Origin of the sequence: Campylobacter lanienae NCTC 13004, from assembly GCF_002139935.1 — a bacterium.
Taxonomy (GTDB): domain Bacteria; phylum Campylobacterota; class Campylobacteria; order Campylobacterales; family Campylobacteraceae; genus Campylobacter; species Campylobacter lanienae.
Genome location: NZ_CP015578.1, coordinates 942,646 through 956,643, shown reverse-complemented (window position 1 = coordinate 956,643; position 13,998 = coordinate 942,646). Strand labels below are relative to the sequence as shown.

The window sequence follows — 13,998 nt, the reverse complement described above, 5'->3', positions numbered from 1 at the left end:
GTTGTTTAAAATAGAGTATAATTTTGTGAATTCAAGGAGATGTTTATGAAAATTTTATATAGCAATCAAGCAAATTTTAAAGATGAGTTTAACTCATTAGTCAATCGCTCAAATATGGATATACAAAGCGTAATGCCAATTGTAAATGGTATTATAAATGAGATTAAAGCCCATGGCGATGAGGCATTAAAAGCCCAAATAGCTAAATTTGATAAGTGGGAAGTAAAAGATAATCTAGCTATAAGCACTGATGAGATGAAAAGTGCTTATGAAGCTTTAGATAGTGAGCTTAAAAACGCCTTAGAAGTAGCATATAAAAGGATAAAATCTTACCACGAAAAACAGGTAGAAAAGTCATGGATAGACTTTGAGCCTAGCGGTGCGCTCTTAGGTCAAAAGGTAACGCCCGTAGATAGAGCAGGGCTATATATCCCAGGTGGCAAAGCCGCATATCCTAGCTCATTGATTATGAATGCAGTCCCAGCTATAGTAGCAGGGGTGAAGGATATAGTGGTTTGTACTCCCGCTGTTGGTGGTGTGGTTAATTCTTTATTGCTTGGTGCTATGCATCTTTTAGGTATCAAAAATGCCTATAAAGTAGGTGGCGCTAGTGCTATAGCGGCTATGGCGTATGGGACTAAGAGTATTAAAAAAGTTGATGTAATTACTGGTCCTGGTAATATCTTTGTCGCAACGGCTAAAAAGATGGTTTATGGTGATGTCAATATAGATATGATAGCAGGCCCAAGCGAAATAGGCGTGATAGCTGATGAGAGTGCTAATCCTACTCATATAGCTATCGATCTATTAAGCCAAGCTGAACACGATGAGATAGCTAGTAGCTTTTTAATTACTTTTAGTGATGAGTTTGCCACTAAGGTTAATAGTGAAATTCAAAGATTATTGCCAAATTTAAAAAGATATGAGATAGCCAAAGCAAGTATAGATAATAAAGCTGCTATAATCGTCGCTCGTGATATGGATGAGTGTGTGGAATTGATGAATGAGTTGGCTGTGGAGCATTTAGAGATAGCGTGTGATAATGCGTATGAGTATCTACCACGCATCAAGCACGCTGGGGCGATATTTTTAGGCCATTATACTCCTGAAGCGATAGGAGACTATCTAGCTGGGCCAAATCACACGCTACCAACAGGTGGTAGCGCTAGATTTTTCTCACCTTTAAGCGTGAGTAATTTCATCAAAAAAAGCTCTATAATTTCGATGAACAAAAGAGCAATTGATGAGCTTAGCAAGGCTTGTATGGCTCTAGCTGATGCTGAGGGGCTAGAGGCTCATAAGCTTTCTGTGGAGTTTAGGGTTTAAATTTTTAGCTATCATGCGTGGCTTGGATATTGATATAGTCATGCTTGATAGCGCCACCATCTAGCCAAAAGTGGTTTTTTTCTATAGATATTATTTTTAAACCAGCCTTTTTCATAAGCTCTGTAATCATATCTAAATCATAAAATGTAAAAATCAACCCCCTATGAGTTGGCTCTGTAATCTCATAAATATTTTCGCCTAAAGGCTTTGCGTCGATTTTTAAGCTATCATCTTTGCTAATGAAATTTATAAGCATTTTGCCATTTGGATTTAGATGAGATTTGAGTGAGTTTAAAAGATTTAAAACTATATTTGGTGTATATAAATATGCTATCTCCCAAAGAAGTATCGCATCAACTCTAATATCTTTTAAAATTTCATTAATATCTCTATTTTTATTACTATATAGCTCTAGTGTGGCGCCACGGCTATTTATGATCGGCTCTAATCTACTTTTGGCTAGATTAAGTGGCTTTTGATTTAGGTCAATGCCTATTAATCTAGTAGCACCAGCCTTGCTAAAACACTCTAAATGCCTACCATTAGCACAGCCAAAATCAAGCACGCTTTTAAATTTATTCTTAAAAGCAAATCGCACAACAAACTCACTAGGATAAATTCTATCTCCGCTTAATATCAAATCTTCCCAAAAATCAAAATGCTCTTTATAATCATTTACGCTATTTTTCATTAAATTCCTTTTAAATTTTAGTTTAAATTTTTTTGGCTTCTATGATATGCCATGAGTTTATAATCTTGCCATTATCAGTAGTAAATCTCTCGCTATCTATGCTTATAATCTCTAAATTCACACCCCTATAAATCTCTTTTATATCATCTAAATTTGGGATATAATATAGCATTCCTTTATGGCTATCACGCTCAATTATAAATGTATCTTTAGCTATCTCTTTGCCATCGCCATATAGTGAGTCATCTTGTGCTCTCCAATTAGCTATCACCTTGCCATTTGGCTTTAATATTTTAGCAAATTGTTTAAAAATCTCACTTGTCATATAATAAGCATTAGTAAGGGTTATCCCCCAGCAAACTACGCAATCTAACTCATCTTTTATTAGCTCGTTTAATTTTTTGTTTTGATTATTTTGATATAACTCGCATTTGATATTATATTTTTGACATCTTTGCTGAGCTATATCTAGCACTGAACGGTTATAATCTACGCCAATTATATGCTCTAGTCCAGCCCTAGCTATCATCTCTAAGTGCCTTCCATCACCGCAGCCAAAATCCAATATACTATTAAAATCTCTTTTATTAGCATAGATATAGCGAGTCAAATACTCATTTGGGTATAGTAGCATTGAGTTAGATATATGTTGTTCCCATAATTTATATGAGTGCTCTTGAGCTTTTATTATCTCATCCATCTATTTTCCTTTTAAAATTTGATATTAATTTTTGTGTGTTTATGAGTGATTGCTCCTTTGAGTTGGTTTGTATTATCGCATAGCCTCTATCCATTATGGTAGAGCCATCTATAACTTTTGGTAGTGTCGAATTAATTTCGCACCTATAATCTACAATCCCTAAGCTATCTTTAAGCAAGTCAAAATCGGCCGCTATCCAGTCGCCTTCAAAATCAAAATAGCGTATTATTGTATTTTTTCTAAATTTTGGTTTGAAGTTATATGGTAGATTTAGGCTTTTATTTATCCACTCTTTTGTAGGATTTATCCCAGTTGTAATCTCTATAAATTTACTTAGATAATGCCCGCTTGGGCGAGTAGATAGCTCTATGATAAATGCTCTATTATCTTTGATTATTATATCAGCGTGTAATAAACAATTATCTATATTTAATTTGGTTATAACCTTTTGGATATAGCTACTAATGGATGGTATTTCATCTATGCTAATATACCCTATAGCTTGTCTATATGGGAGTGGGGTTAATAGCTTTTGTCTTGATAAGATATGATGAAATTCGCCATTGATAATAACAGCGTCAATCCCATACTCTAAGCCATCTATAAACTCTTCGATTAAAAAATCCATTTTAGTAAATTTAATATTTTTAGCGATATTTTTAAGCTCATCAAGATTAGAAATAACCATCGTATCTTTGCTACCACTGCCAAATCTTGGCTTGATTATTAGTGGAAATTTAAGCTTATTGTGATTTAAATTTGGATCAAATATATCAAATTTTATATCTCTTAAAGAGCCTAACCCCCCCCCATTATCTACTAAAGCACTAGCAAATTTGAGCTTATCAGAGCAAATATCAGCGATTTTATAGCCAAAACCATCTAAATGATAATACTCATTTAAAGCACCTATACTAACAATAGATCGCCCGATAGGCACAGGTAAAATTAAGCTTGGAGTTAGTCCATCTCTTTTTAATTTAGAGATTATAAGCTCTGGTTTTGTGATATCAACTATATATGAAATATCGGCTTCTTTTAACCCTAAGGCACTTTCATCTCCATCAAATGCCACAACCTTTAAGCCAAGATTTTTAGCGTATCTTATAGCTATCAAGCTCTCAATACTAGCTCCGATTACTAGGGCGATTTTATTTTGGATATTCAAATTTTGCCTTTTGGATTTTTGCGAAATTATAGCAAAAATCGGTTAAATTTAGATTATTCTTATATTATTTATAATATTAGTAATAATTATCAAAATTTAAATAACTTTAATATTTTATTTGCTACAATTCTGTTTTTAATAATCATTATCAAGGATAAATTTATGTTCAATAGATTTTTTTCAGTAGCTGCTGCTACTGCTTTAGGTCTTAGTCTATCTAATGCTAATGAGAGTGCGGTATTAGATAAATCTGTTGTTTCAGCGAGCGGATTTGCTCAAAGTATCAAAGACGCCCCAGCGACAATTAGCATTATCGATGGCGATGAAATTCAAAATCGCCCCATAAGAGACCTAGGTGATATCGTCCAAGATGTCCCAGGAGTTAGCACCGAGATTAGCAAAACCGGCTCTTCAGCTATAAAAATGCGTGGTATGGCTAGTAAATATACCCTGATATTAGTAGATGGCAAACGAATCAATATGGATGCGGCCTTTGATGGTAATGGATTTGACTCTACTAGCGGATTTTTGCCTCCGGTTTCTATGATAGAAAAAGTTGAGATAATCCGTGGCCCAGCATCGCTCATATATGGTTCAGATGCGATGGGTGGGGTTATCACAATATAATTACTAAAAAAAGCGCCGATAAAGCATCAGCGACAATCTCTTTAGAGTCAAGACTCCAAGAGCACCACGATACTTGGGGTAATATGTATGGATTAAATGGCAATGTATTTGCTCCGCTTGGCAATGGCATTACTCTTAGTTTGCGCGGGAAGTATTATGATAGTGATAAAAATGAATTCCTTAAAAAAGATATCCCAGGATATACATATCCCGACGGTAGTAACAACCCATACACCTCTCACAGTCCAACTGCGTATGTAAATTACTCATTAGGTGGTAAGATCAATTATGATATTGATGGGGCAAATTCAGTATATTTAGATAGCGAATATGGATTCCAACGCTTAGGGACGCTAAATACTAGTAGCTCTCAAATAACAGGAGTAAGAGAGTATCACAAATACGATAACTCAATCGGGCATAGCGGTGAATACTCATGGGGTAAGACAAACTCATATATCCAATACGCCCTAACAGAAAGAATACCACACATAATAGCAAATGTCGGCGATGAAAAGGGTGAGAAAAACAGAGCAAATAGGGTAAAATATGATAATCTAATTTTTAGTAATCAAAATATGCTAGATTTTGATTATGGCTCTTATGGCTCATTGATTTTGAATTTTGGTCCATATTTATCATTTGAAAGCTTAGATAATCATCAAACAAATTATAGCGCCGATCAATATACAATTGCCGGATATGCTGAGGGTGAATATCTATTTAACGAGTATATTAGCTCTACTTTAGGTGGTAGGGTAAATCACATAGAGACTTATGGGACATTTTTTAACCCAAGATTTTATCTAAATTTATATCCAACTCAAGATTTGACATTTAAATTTGGTATTAGTAGCGGTCTTAAAGCGCCAGATTTAGGTAATAGATATGATGGGTATTATAGCTCTCGTGACACTGCAGATCAATACGGCAATAATGGATTAGATGTAGAAAGAACCCTAAGCTATGAGATAAGCACCATATATGAGTGGATATGGGCTGATATCAGCGCAACTGCGTTTTATACACAATTTAGCGATGCTATCTCAACTCAAACTTATGAGAGTGGTCAGCAATTGCCAAATGGATATGGAAATTGTGGTGCCTATGGTGGGAATACTTGCTCAATATATGAAAATGTCGATAAAGCTATATCAAAAGGCTTTGAGCTAGGTATCCAGTCTAAGGCGCTTTTTGAAAATATAATCCCAAGGGGAATTTACGCTGATTTCTCATATGGATATACTAAAACAGAGAAAAAAGCGGACAAGATAAGGGCAAAGCTCTAAATGATATCTCACTTCACAATCTATCTACTAAGCTCTCATATAAAGCCAAAAGTTGGGATACATACCTTAGATGGAGCGCAAAGCTAAAAACCCCAACAGACAATGCTAATGTCGCTAACTCCGGCGTGGGGGATTATTTTAAAGATATGCATGTTGTGGATTTGGGTGCTAATTATAAATTTAGCAATGGCATTACAATTGGTGCTGTGATAAATAACTTGCTTGATGAGAATTTTGTAGATTATGTAACTTACCAAGGCACTAGGGGATTATCATACACAAATCAATATCAAAGAATGATCCCAGGTAGAAATATATGGCTAAATGTAAGGGCGAATTTTTAAGGTAAATTTCAATACTTTAATAGTAAAATTTACTTAAAAGTTAATCAAAGGAGTATGAGATGAAAATAAATGACTACTCAAATAGTATGCAAAATTACTATTTAAACAACGCTCAAAATAGTGCTAATAAAGCCTTAGATAATATCTCAGCAAATCGTGCTATTAGCGGTAGTGATAGTGCTAATATGGTTATCGCTAATGCGCTTTTAAGTAACGCTAACGCCATCTCTCAAGGCGTTAGCAATGCAAATGACGCAATTGGGGTTTTACAAATCGCTGATGGAGCATTACAAAATTTAACAAATGGGGCTGATAGATTGAATGAGCTTTCGATTCGCTCAACTAGCCTAGCGATGGATAGCAACGCAAGATCAGCTATCACAAGCGAAGCCGAAGCGCTCAAAACCTCTATGCAAGATACCTTGAACTCAACTAGCTTTAATGGTAATAATATCTTTGGCTCAACTCTGAATTTTCAAACTGGTAGCTCTGTAACTACAATATCGCTAAATAGTCCAAATATTAGCTCAATTGATATTAGCTCTCAAGATAGCATAGCTGCTTTTAGAGATAGCGTTAATGCTATGAGAGCTGACATTGGTAGTACTCAGCAAGGTCTTTTGAGTAATATTAATGCTAGTATCACAGCGGCAAATTCAGCCAAAGCTAGTGAATCACAGCTGCAAAATAACGATGTAGTAAAAAATTTAAGTGATTTAAATAACGCAAATTTACAGCTCAATAGCACGACTTTGGCGGCTGCTCACAATATGAGCTTATTAGCTCAACAAGTTTCATCGCTACTAAGATAAGCAAGATAGCCATTTTGGCTATCTTATATCATATATTCTATATTTTCTATTTCGCCATTAATTAGCTTATATATTATAGATTTTAGCTCAAAATATTTTGGAGTATTTGGGGTAAATTTAGGATTTTTGATCTCTTTTATTATCTCGCCATTGTGTAAAATAACTATCTTATCACCTAAAAGTATAGCCTCATCAATATCATGAGTGACAAATATAACTTGCTTATTTTTAGTTAATTCTTTAAGCTCGGTTTGTAAATTTGCTCTAACAACTGGGTCTAAAGCACTAAAAGGCTCATCTAAAAATAGCACCTGCGGATCAAGAGCTAAAGCCCTAGCTATCGCTACTCTTTGGCATTGACCGCCACTTAATGAGTGGGGATATTTTTTAGATATATTTCCAAGTCCAACTAAGCTAAGATATTTTTTTGATATCTTATCAATCTGATTTTTATCTTTTATCCCAGAGCATTTAAGAGCGAATTTGATATTGTCTTCTGCGTTTAGCCATGGCATTAGTGAGTAGTGTTGCATTATTATTTGGCGATCTTTGGAGCTTGGGATTTGATTTTTGAACTCAGAATTATCAAATTTAATGCTCCCACCATCGAAACTTTCAAGAGAGCTTAATATCTTCAAAATCGTGCTTTTGCCACTCCCACTAGCTCCTAAAAGAACACAAAATTCGCCATTTTCAACACGCAAATTTATATCGTGTAAAACGCAAATATCCTTAAAAGATTTTTTTAAATTGCTAATTTCTATCATAGCCATACTTCCTTGATACTACTTTTTCTATATAACCAAATAGAGCATTGATAATCATACCTATTATACCGATAGTTATGATAGTGGCTATTAAGATATCGATTCTAAGCTGATTTCTGCTATCTATGATGATATATCCAAGACCAGTTTGAGCCCCTAGCATCTCGCCAACAACTAAATTTATCCATGCCAAAGCTGCAGCTAATTTAAGGCTAGATATCAAAGATAAAAAGCTAGATGGAAATATAACGCTTTTTAAGATTTGCCACCTTGATGCGCCAAAGTTTTTAGCCACGATAATTAGCTCACTTGGAACATCTCTAATAGCTTTTGTAGAGAGCAAAACCATAGGGAAAAATACAGAATAAGCTATGATAAATATAGTTGGCAAATCGCCAATACCAAATATTATTAAAACCATAGGAACCCACGCTATAGGCGAAATAGGGCGTAAAAGGTTAAATAGCGGATCAAAGGCGCTAGCAAATTTGGGATTAAACCCAAATATAAAGCCAACAAAAACACCAAAAATCACACCCAAAATAAGCCCAATACCATATCTATATAGCGAATCTATAATTCCAATTTGTAAGCTATTATTATCTATTATTAGCCTAAATGCGTCTAAAACTTGCATAGGCGATGGAATTAGCTCAGAGCTAAATATATGCCATATTAATATAGCAAAAGCTAAAACTATACTTTGATAAATATATTTCATACTTGCTCCACTAAATAACTATCTATATCTAAATTTTTTAGCCCATCATTTGCTAAATTTTGAGATATCAAAAACTCTTTTAGGTTTATTAGATCTTCTTTATTTATCTTTAAATCGCTATATGATACGATTTTTTCACCGATTATTTTATTTATAATATCTGTATCTTGAGCTAAAATTTTTGATCCTATAATAGCAGCTTCACTATGGTTTTTTTCTATAAAATTTGCTGCTAATTTAAATGCTTTAGTTAGCTGATTTGCTACTTTGGAATTTGCTAACTCGCTAGAATAATTAAGCAAACAGCAGATGTGATTAGGCGTGATATCTTTGCTTAATATCAAATTTCTAGCTCCCCTTTGGACGCCAAGCTTACCAAAAGGTTCAGCAACGATATATCCATCAATTCTATTTGTTAGCAAGGCAAAAGGCATCTCAGTAGGTGCCATATCTACTAAATTTACTTTTATATTATTCTTGCTTAAAAGCTTGTGTAAGATATAGTAGTGGCTAGAAAATCTAGATGGAATTGCTATATTTTTGCCTTCTAATTCATTGATTGTCTTAATGCTGTTATTTACCACCAAAGATGAGCCGTTTTTGTGTGCGGCCATAATGGCTTTGATATCTACGCCACTACCTCTTAGCATAAGCCCAAGCGGAGCTAATAGAAACGCCCCATCAACTGCTTTAGCCCTTAGAGCCTCGCTCAAATCCGCCCAATTAGCAAATTTAATAGGAACAATATCAAACTCATCACTACTAAAGATATCTTTAGCGATTATAATCAAATGATCGCAAATCGGCAGATATCCTATCTTAATACCTTTTTTAAATTTAGAATTTGCCACACTCTTAGTCGCACTAAGAGCCAAAAAACCAGCTAAAAATCCAAGTGCATATCTTCTATTCATATCTTATCCTTTTTATAATTTTTCTCGCCATGATTTTATGCAGCCACGCCCAGCTTCTACTTGAGCTATCTCTTTTAAAAGGTGCTTTATGCTAGGAGTTACTATAAGGACGAAATTGCCCTCTCTTTGGAGTCTTGCTACATGAGACTTCTCAAAATACCCCTTAGTACCACAAAACAACACCGCAGCGCTCGTGACTTTTTGAGTTAGTAGTGAGCCATTTAACCTAGCTTTTAAAACCCTAATTGGCTCTATGTTTTCTATATTTTCTGATATAAGCTTAATCTCATTTAAAAGATTGTTAAATTCGCTTTTTAACTCATCTAAATTTATATTTAGATATGAGTTTATATCAGCGTGAGTTTTGTTTGATTTTTCTATCTCATCTAAGGCTGCTTTTATGATTCCAGCTGCTATGCCTGTTTGTAAGAGTATAAATCCAGGGGTTATTTTGATTAGATACTCATAGATATTAGTGGCTAAGATATCGCTACTAGCTAAAAAATAATCTTTTATAGCCACGCTTTTTGTAGCTGAGCCCTCAAGTGCGGCGTATTTGATATTTGATTTTAAAGTAGCATTTTTGCCAACTCTTATTACGCCCATTACAGGCTTATCATCTTCATCTAAGGCTATAGCGCCAAATACGCTATCTTCAGTGATATTTGATACCCATGGTAGATTGCCATTTATGATATATCCGCCATCAGTTTTTTGTGCTTTGAGATGATTTTTCTCAATCCCAGCAAAGGCCTTCATAGGATTTGATAGTGCTGTTCCACCTAGAATTTCACCACTATATAGTTTTGGTAATAGCTCGTTTTTTAGCTCTTGATTATCGCTATTTATTAAGTAGTAGATAATCGCAAATTGGCACCACATGCAAAATCCACTAGTTCCACAAATATTTGAAATTTTCGCTATATTTTCTATAGCTTTGTATATATCGCTTCTAGTTTTTAAAACAGCGAAATCACCATTTTGAGCTATCTGTTTTAATAACTCTTTTGGGTAAATTCCATCTTTATCTATGGAGTGTGCTAATTTTTCTAATTGTTGTAGTGCCATTTTGCATCCTTTTATTTAACTTCTAAATTTACATTTCTAAGCAAGGTATTTGCAACCGGTGAATATTTTAAAGCGTGAGCTATTAGTGCGTCTTGTTTAGCCTTATCAGCGTTGCTTTCTAATATCACATTTACTCTTACATCTGTAAAGCCAAGTGGCTTTTCGCTTAGATCGCCAGTTCCCCAAACTGCAGTTATATTAAGGTCTCCCTCAAGCTCAACTTCAAGTTTAGTAATAACTATATTTTGAGCGATTGCGTTTGCGTGGATTCCTACTGCTATACAACTTCCAAGAGCAGCTAAAACAGCTTCGCTAGGATTTGGTGCGGTATCTTCTCCAAGTAGTGTAGGTGGCTCATCTACTATGTATGCAGGTAGATTTCTTATATAGTTTGAGTGGCGAAACTTGCCCTCTGCGACTGTGCGACATTTAAGTGTCTTGATAACATCTGGATTCTCTTTTCCGGCTTTGATTAGAGCCTCTAGACCAGCTTTGTCAATTGGATCTAGTCTAGTGCATGAATTTATAGCACAATTTGCCATATTTTTCTCCTTGTATTAAAATATAGTAAAAAGATATATTAATCTTTTGATAGCGAAATTATACCAATAAACTAGGTATTTGTCAATATAAAGTATTTAAATATATATTTAAATTATATAAATTTAATTTAATTTACAAAATCAAATTTATACCAAAACTCCCATAAAATGGATAGATTTAAGCCAAAATTAGTATAATTGAGCTTTAAATTATTTTTTGCGAGATTTTATGGAAGAGCTGTTTGAGAAGTTGGATTTAAGCGAGTATTTGAGTGCGTATAATGAATTTTTAGCTAGGCCTAAATCGCTTTTTATAAGTGGAGATAGCAGGGCAAATTATGAAAAAATAGAAGAGATTTCATCTCTAAATTTAAAAAGCCCAAAAGAGATAGCAAATTTAGATGATGCCTTGATGAGAGTATCTAAACAAGCTGTTTTACATATCAGCGAGATATATGAATTTAGCAAGATTATAGAGTATTTTAACTACCTAAAATCGCAAAATTTCGGTGATAAAATGCGTGGATATCTAGATAAGATTGAAATTCCATCTAGTATTGATAAAATTTGTGAGTATTTTGATGAAAATGGGGAGTTTAAAGAGAGCATTGATGAGCGTTTAATATCTATAAACGAAGCTTATAAAAACAAAAAAAAGCAGATAGATGAGAGCTTAAAAAAGCTTATTTATACCAAGCATTTAAGCCCATATCTAGTCGATACTCAAATTCACTATATCAACTCAAATGAAGCTCTTTTGGTGCGTGGTGGATTTAATCACGCTTTAAAAGGCACAGTGATAGCTAGAAGTAGTGGTGGATACTTCTATGTTTTGCCTGATATTGTCAGTAAATTAAAGAGCGAACAGAGCGATCTAATGGATAAAAAAGAGGAGATTTTGTTTGAGCATGCTAAGATAATTAGCGCTATTTTTCATAAAAATTTACCATTTTTGAAATTTATAAATTCATCTTTTGATTATATAGATAGCTTGATTGCTAGGGTGAGCTTTGCTAAGAGCAGGGATTATAACTTTGTTTTAGCTAACTCTAGTAAGGATATAATTTTGAGCGAATTTGCCCATCCAGCACTTAAAAATCCAAAGCGTATTAGCGTGGATTTTCGTGGTAAAATTCTCTTAATCACTGGGGTAAATGCCGGTGGTAAAAGTATGCTATTAAAGAGTATATTAAGTGCGGCATTACTAGCTAAATATCTACTTCCTATGAGCATAAATAGCGCTAAATCTAGCATCGGTAGCTTTAAAGAGTTTGAGGCTATAATAGAAGATCCGCAAAATTCCAAAAATGATATATCCACCTTTGCTGGTAGAATGCTAGGATTTTCTAAAATTTTAGGCAAAAAGCAGATTTTAATCGGTGTAGATGAGATAGAGCTAGGAACGGACTTTGAAGAGGCAGCTAGTCTATATAGCGTGTTGCTAACTTCAATGATGAGTAGCGATATCAAAATGGTTATAACCACTCACCACAAACGACTTGCTATGCTATTAGCTAAAAATAGCGAAGTTGAGCTGATAGCCGCACTATATGATGAGCAAAATTCACGCCCTAAATATGAGTTTTTAAAGGGCATTATAGGTAAATCTTATGCCTTTGAGACTGCTAGTAGATATGGAATTCCAGCTAATCTTGTAGCAAGTGCTAAGAGCGCTTATGGCGATGATAAAGAGAATTTAAATGAGATGATATCTAAGGCTTTGAATTTAGAATTAGAGCTAAAATTAAAACTTAAAAGCACAGAAGAAAAAGAGCTAAAATTAGACGAGCTATTAAAGGATTTAAAAGAGGCTAAAATCAGAGCCGATGAGACGCTAAGAGCGAGATTAAGCTCATTAGAAACTGAATTTTACAAAGCTATAAATGAGGCCAAAAGAGGGATAAATCTCAAAGATACAAAAGAGAAACAAAGAAGCCTAAATAACGCAAATTCCATAGCAAAATCTATCCAAAAACCTACGGTTTTAAGTGAGCCAATAGAGCTAAAAGTAGGTGATAGAGTTAAATATGATAAGATTAAAGGCGTGGTCTTAAGCCTTAGTAAAAATGATGCTATTATAGATAGCAATGGAGTTAATTTAAGAGTGCCAATATCGCTTTTAAAGCCTACTAATCAAAGCTCATTAAATAACCAAAAAAGCATAAATATAAGCCTATCTCGCCCAAACTCTGCTAGCGTGATGATAGATCTTCATGGGCTTAGGAGCGATGAGGCGATTGAAAAATTAGATAAATTTATCTCTGATGCCTTGATAGCGGGATTTGATGAGGTTTTAATAAAGCATGGTATCGGCACAGGCAAGCTAGCGTATGCCGTAAAAGAGTTTTTAAAATCCCATCCAAGTGTTAAAGCCTTCAAAGATGGGGCGCCAAGCGAGGGTGGATTTGGTAGCAAAGTGGTGAAATTATGATAGATAGTATTGGAGGATTTTTAAGCGGTGCTATTTTGGGTTTTGGTGCGGCGGTGCCTATTGGGCCTGTAAATATCTTGATTATGAGTTATGCTTTGATTAAATTTCGCCTTGGGCTAGCTATTGGTCTAGGGGCGATGGCTGTAGATGTAGGCTATCTTTTGGCTATTAATTTTGGTCTTTTGAAATTTAGCCAAAATGAGATATTAACTCAAATTTTAGCTATTTTTGGGGCGCTATTTTTGTTATATATCGCATATTTGACATTAAAAAGCGCTAAGAGTTTAGCTAGGCAAAAAACTGGATTATCAGGGGGATTTTGGAGCTGTTTTATTAAAGGGGCTTTAATGAATATTTTAAATCCATATATAATTGGCTTTTGGCTCTCTGTTAGCGGTGTGGTGATGATAGTGTGATTATGGGATTTACTGGGTTGGTTGTTAGTATAGTGAGTTGGGTGGTGTTTTTGTCTTTTATAGTTAGTCGCTCACGCAAATTTATAGGGGCAAAAACTCAAATGGCATTTGCATATATCTCGGCGATTTTGATGGCGGGATTTGCTATTATGCTGATATTTAATACATTTTTAAAGGGTTAA

Annotated in this window: 12 protein-coding genes and 2 pseudogenes; 6 read left to right on the top strand and 8 right to left on the bottom strand. The window is 34.5% G+C overall.

All coding sequences use genetic code 11. The features are described from left to right. Positions 1-45: 45 nt before the first annotated feature. A complete protein-coding gene (gene hisD / locus CLAN_RS04890; RefSeq protein WP_086224229.1) occupies positions 46-1,326 on the top strand; it encodes a histidinol dehydrogenase in 1,281 nt (426 codons plus the stop codon). A gap of 4 nt (positions 1,327-1,330) precedes the next feature. Here the strand turns inward: hisD and CLAN_RS04885 are convergent, their stop codons facing one another. From CLAN_RS04885 to CLAN_RS04875, 3 genes are read right to left on the bottom strand one after another with little or no spacing between them, the layout of a single operon-like run. Beyond that, positions 1,331-2,017, bottom strand: a complete 687-nt coding sequence (locus CLAN_RS04885) for a class I SAM-dependent methyltransferase (protein ID WP_100590731.1) — start codon at positions 2,015-2,017, stop codon at positions 1,331-1,333. Between the two features lie 22 nt (positions 2,018-2,039). Then, on the bottom strand, positions 2,040-2,717 hold the full coding sequence (locus CLAN_RS04880) for a class I SAM-dependent methyltransferase (protein WP_100590730.1): 678 nt from the start codon (positions 2,715-2,717) through the stop codon (positions 2,040-2,042). After that, positions 2,710-3,885, bottom strand: coding sequence for an ATP-grasp domain-containing protein (locus CLAN_RS04875; RefSeq protein ID WP_167368937.1), 1,176 nt, complete (start codon positions 3,883-3,885; stop codon positions 2,710-2,712). The genes CLAN_RS04880 and CLAN_RS04875 overlap by 8 nt, the downstream gene beginning before the upstream one ends. 162 nt (positions 3,886-4,047) lie before the next feature. Here CLAN_RS04875 and CLAN_RS04870 point away from each other — a divergent pair, with 162 nt between their 5' ends. The 3 genes and pseudogenes from CLAN_RS04870 (at position 4,048) to CLAN_RS04855 (ending at position 6,957) form a co-directional block, all read left to right on the top strand. Then, positions 4,048-4,512, top strand: a complete 465-nt coding sequence (locus CLAN_RS04870) for a TonB-dependent receptor plug domain-containing protein (RefSeq protein WP_147525233.1) — start codon at positions 4,048-4,050, stop codon at positions 4,510-4,512. 83 nt (positions 4,513-4,595) lie between these two features. Then, positions 4,596-6,145: pseudogene (locus CLAN_RS04865) on the top strand (TonB-dependent receptor domain-containing protein). Positions 6,146-6,204: 59 nt separating this feature from the next. Next, positions 6,205-6,957, top strand: coding sequence for a flagellin (locus tag CLAN_RS04855; protein WP_100590726.1), 753 nt, complete (start codon positions 6,205-6,207; stop codon positions 6,955-6,957). A 23-nt stretch (positions 6,958-6,980) separates the two neighbouring features. On the opposite strand, the gene CLAN_RS04850 is transcribed toward CLAN_RS04855, so the two are convergent. The 5 genes from CLAN_RS04850 to CLAN_RS04830 are packed head-to-tail and all read right to left on the bottom strand — an operon-like array spanning position 6,981 to position 10,969. Further along, on the bottom strand, positions 6,981-7,724 hold the full coding sequence (locus tag CLAN_RS04850; RefSeq protein WP_096017330.1) for an ABC transporter ATP-binding protein: 744 nt from the start codon (positions 7,722-7,724) through the stop codon (positions 6,981-6,983). Next, positions 7,711-8,445: an ABC transporter permease gene (locus CLAN_RS04845; protein ID WP_100590725.1), complete on the bottom strand. Its 735-nt coding sequence runs from the start codon at positions 8,443-8,445 to the stop codon at positions 7,711-7,713. Before CLAN_RS04845 ends, CLAN_RS04850 begins: the two co-directional genes overlap by 14 nt. Beyond that, positions 8,442-9,359, bottom strand: a complete 918-nt coding sequence (locus CLAN_RS04840) for an ABC transporter substrate-binding protein (protein WP_100590724.1) — start codon at positions 9,357-9,359, stop codon at positions 8,442-8,444. Before CLAN_RS04840 ends, CLAN_RS04845 begins: the two co-directional genes overlap by 4 nt. Positions 9,360-9,371: 12 nt before the next feature. Then, positions 9,372-10,427 carry an acyl-CoA dehydrogenase family protein gene (locus tag CLAN_RS04835; protein ID WP_100590723.1) on the bottom strand — a complete coding sequence of 352 codons (1,056 nt, stop codon included), beginning with the start codon at positions 10,425-10,427 and terminating at the stop codon, positions 9,372-9,374. Positions 10,428-10,438: 11 nt separating this feature from the next. Beyond that, entirely contained in the window at positions 10,439-10,969 is a 531-nt protein-coding gene (locus CLAN_RS04830) for an OsmC family protein (protein ID WP_086233299.1), read from the bottom strand. A gap of 229 nt (positions 10,970-11,198) precedes the next feature. On the opposite strand from CLAN_RS04830, the gene CLAN_RS04825 reads away from it, so the two are divergent. Together CLAN_RS04825 and CLAN_RS04820 are read left to right on the top strand one after the other, a co-directional pair. After that, complete coding sequence (locus CLAN_RS04825; RefSeq protein WP_100590722.1) at positions 11,199-13,400, top strand: endonuclease MutS2; 2,202 nt, start codon at positions 11,199-11,201, stop codon at positions 13,398-13,400. Next, positions 13,397-13,998 (top strand): annotated as a pseudogene (locus tag CLAN_RS04820) (LysE family translocator). Before CLAN_RS04825 ends, CLAN_RS04820 begins: the two are co-directional and overlap by 4 nt.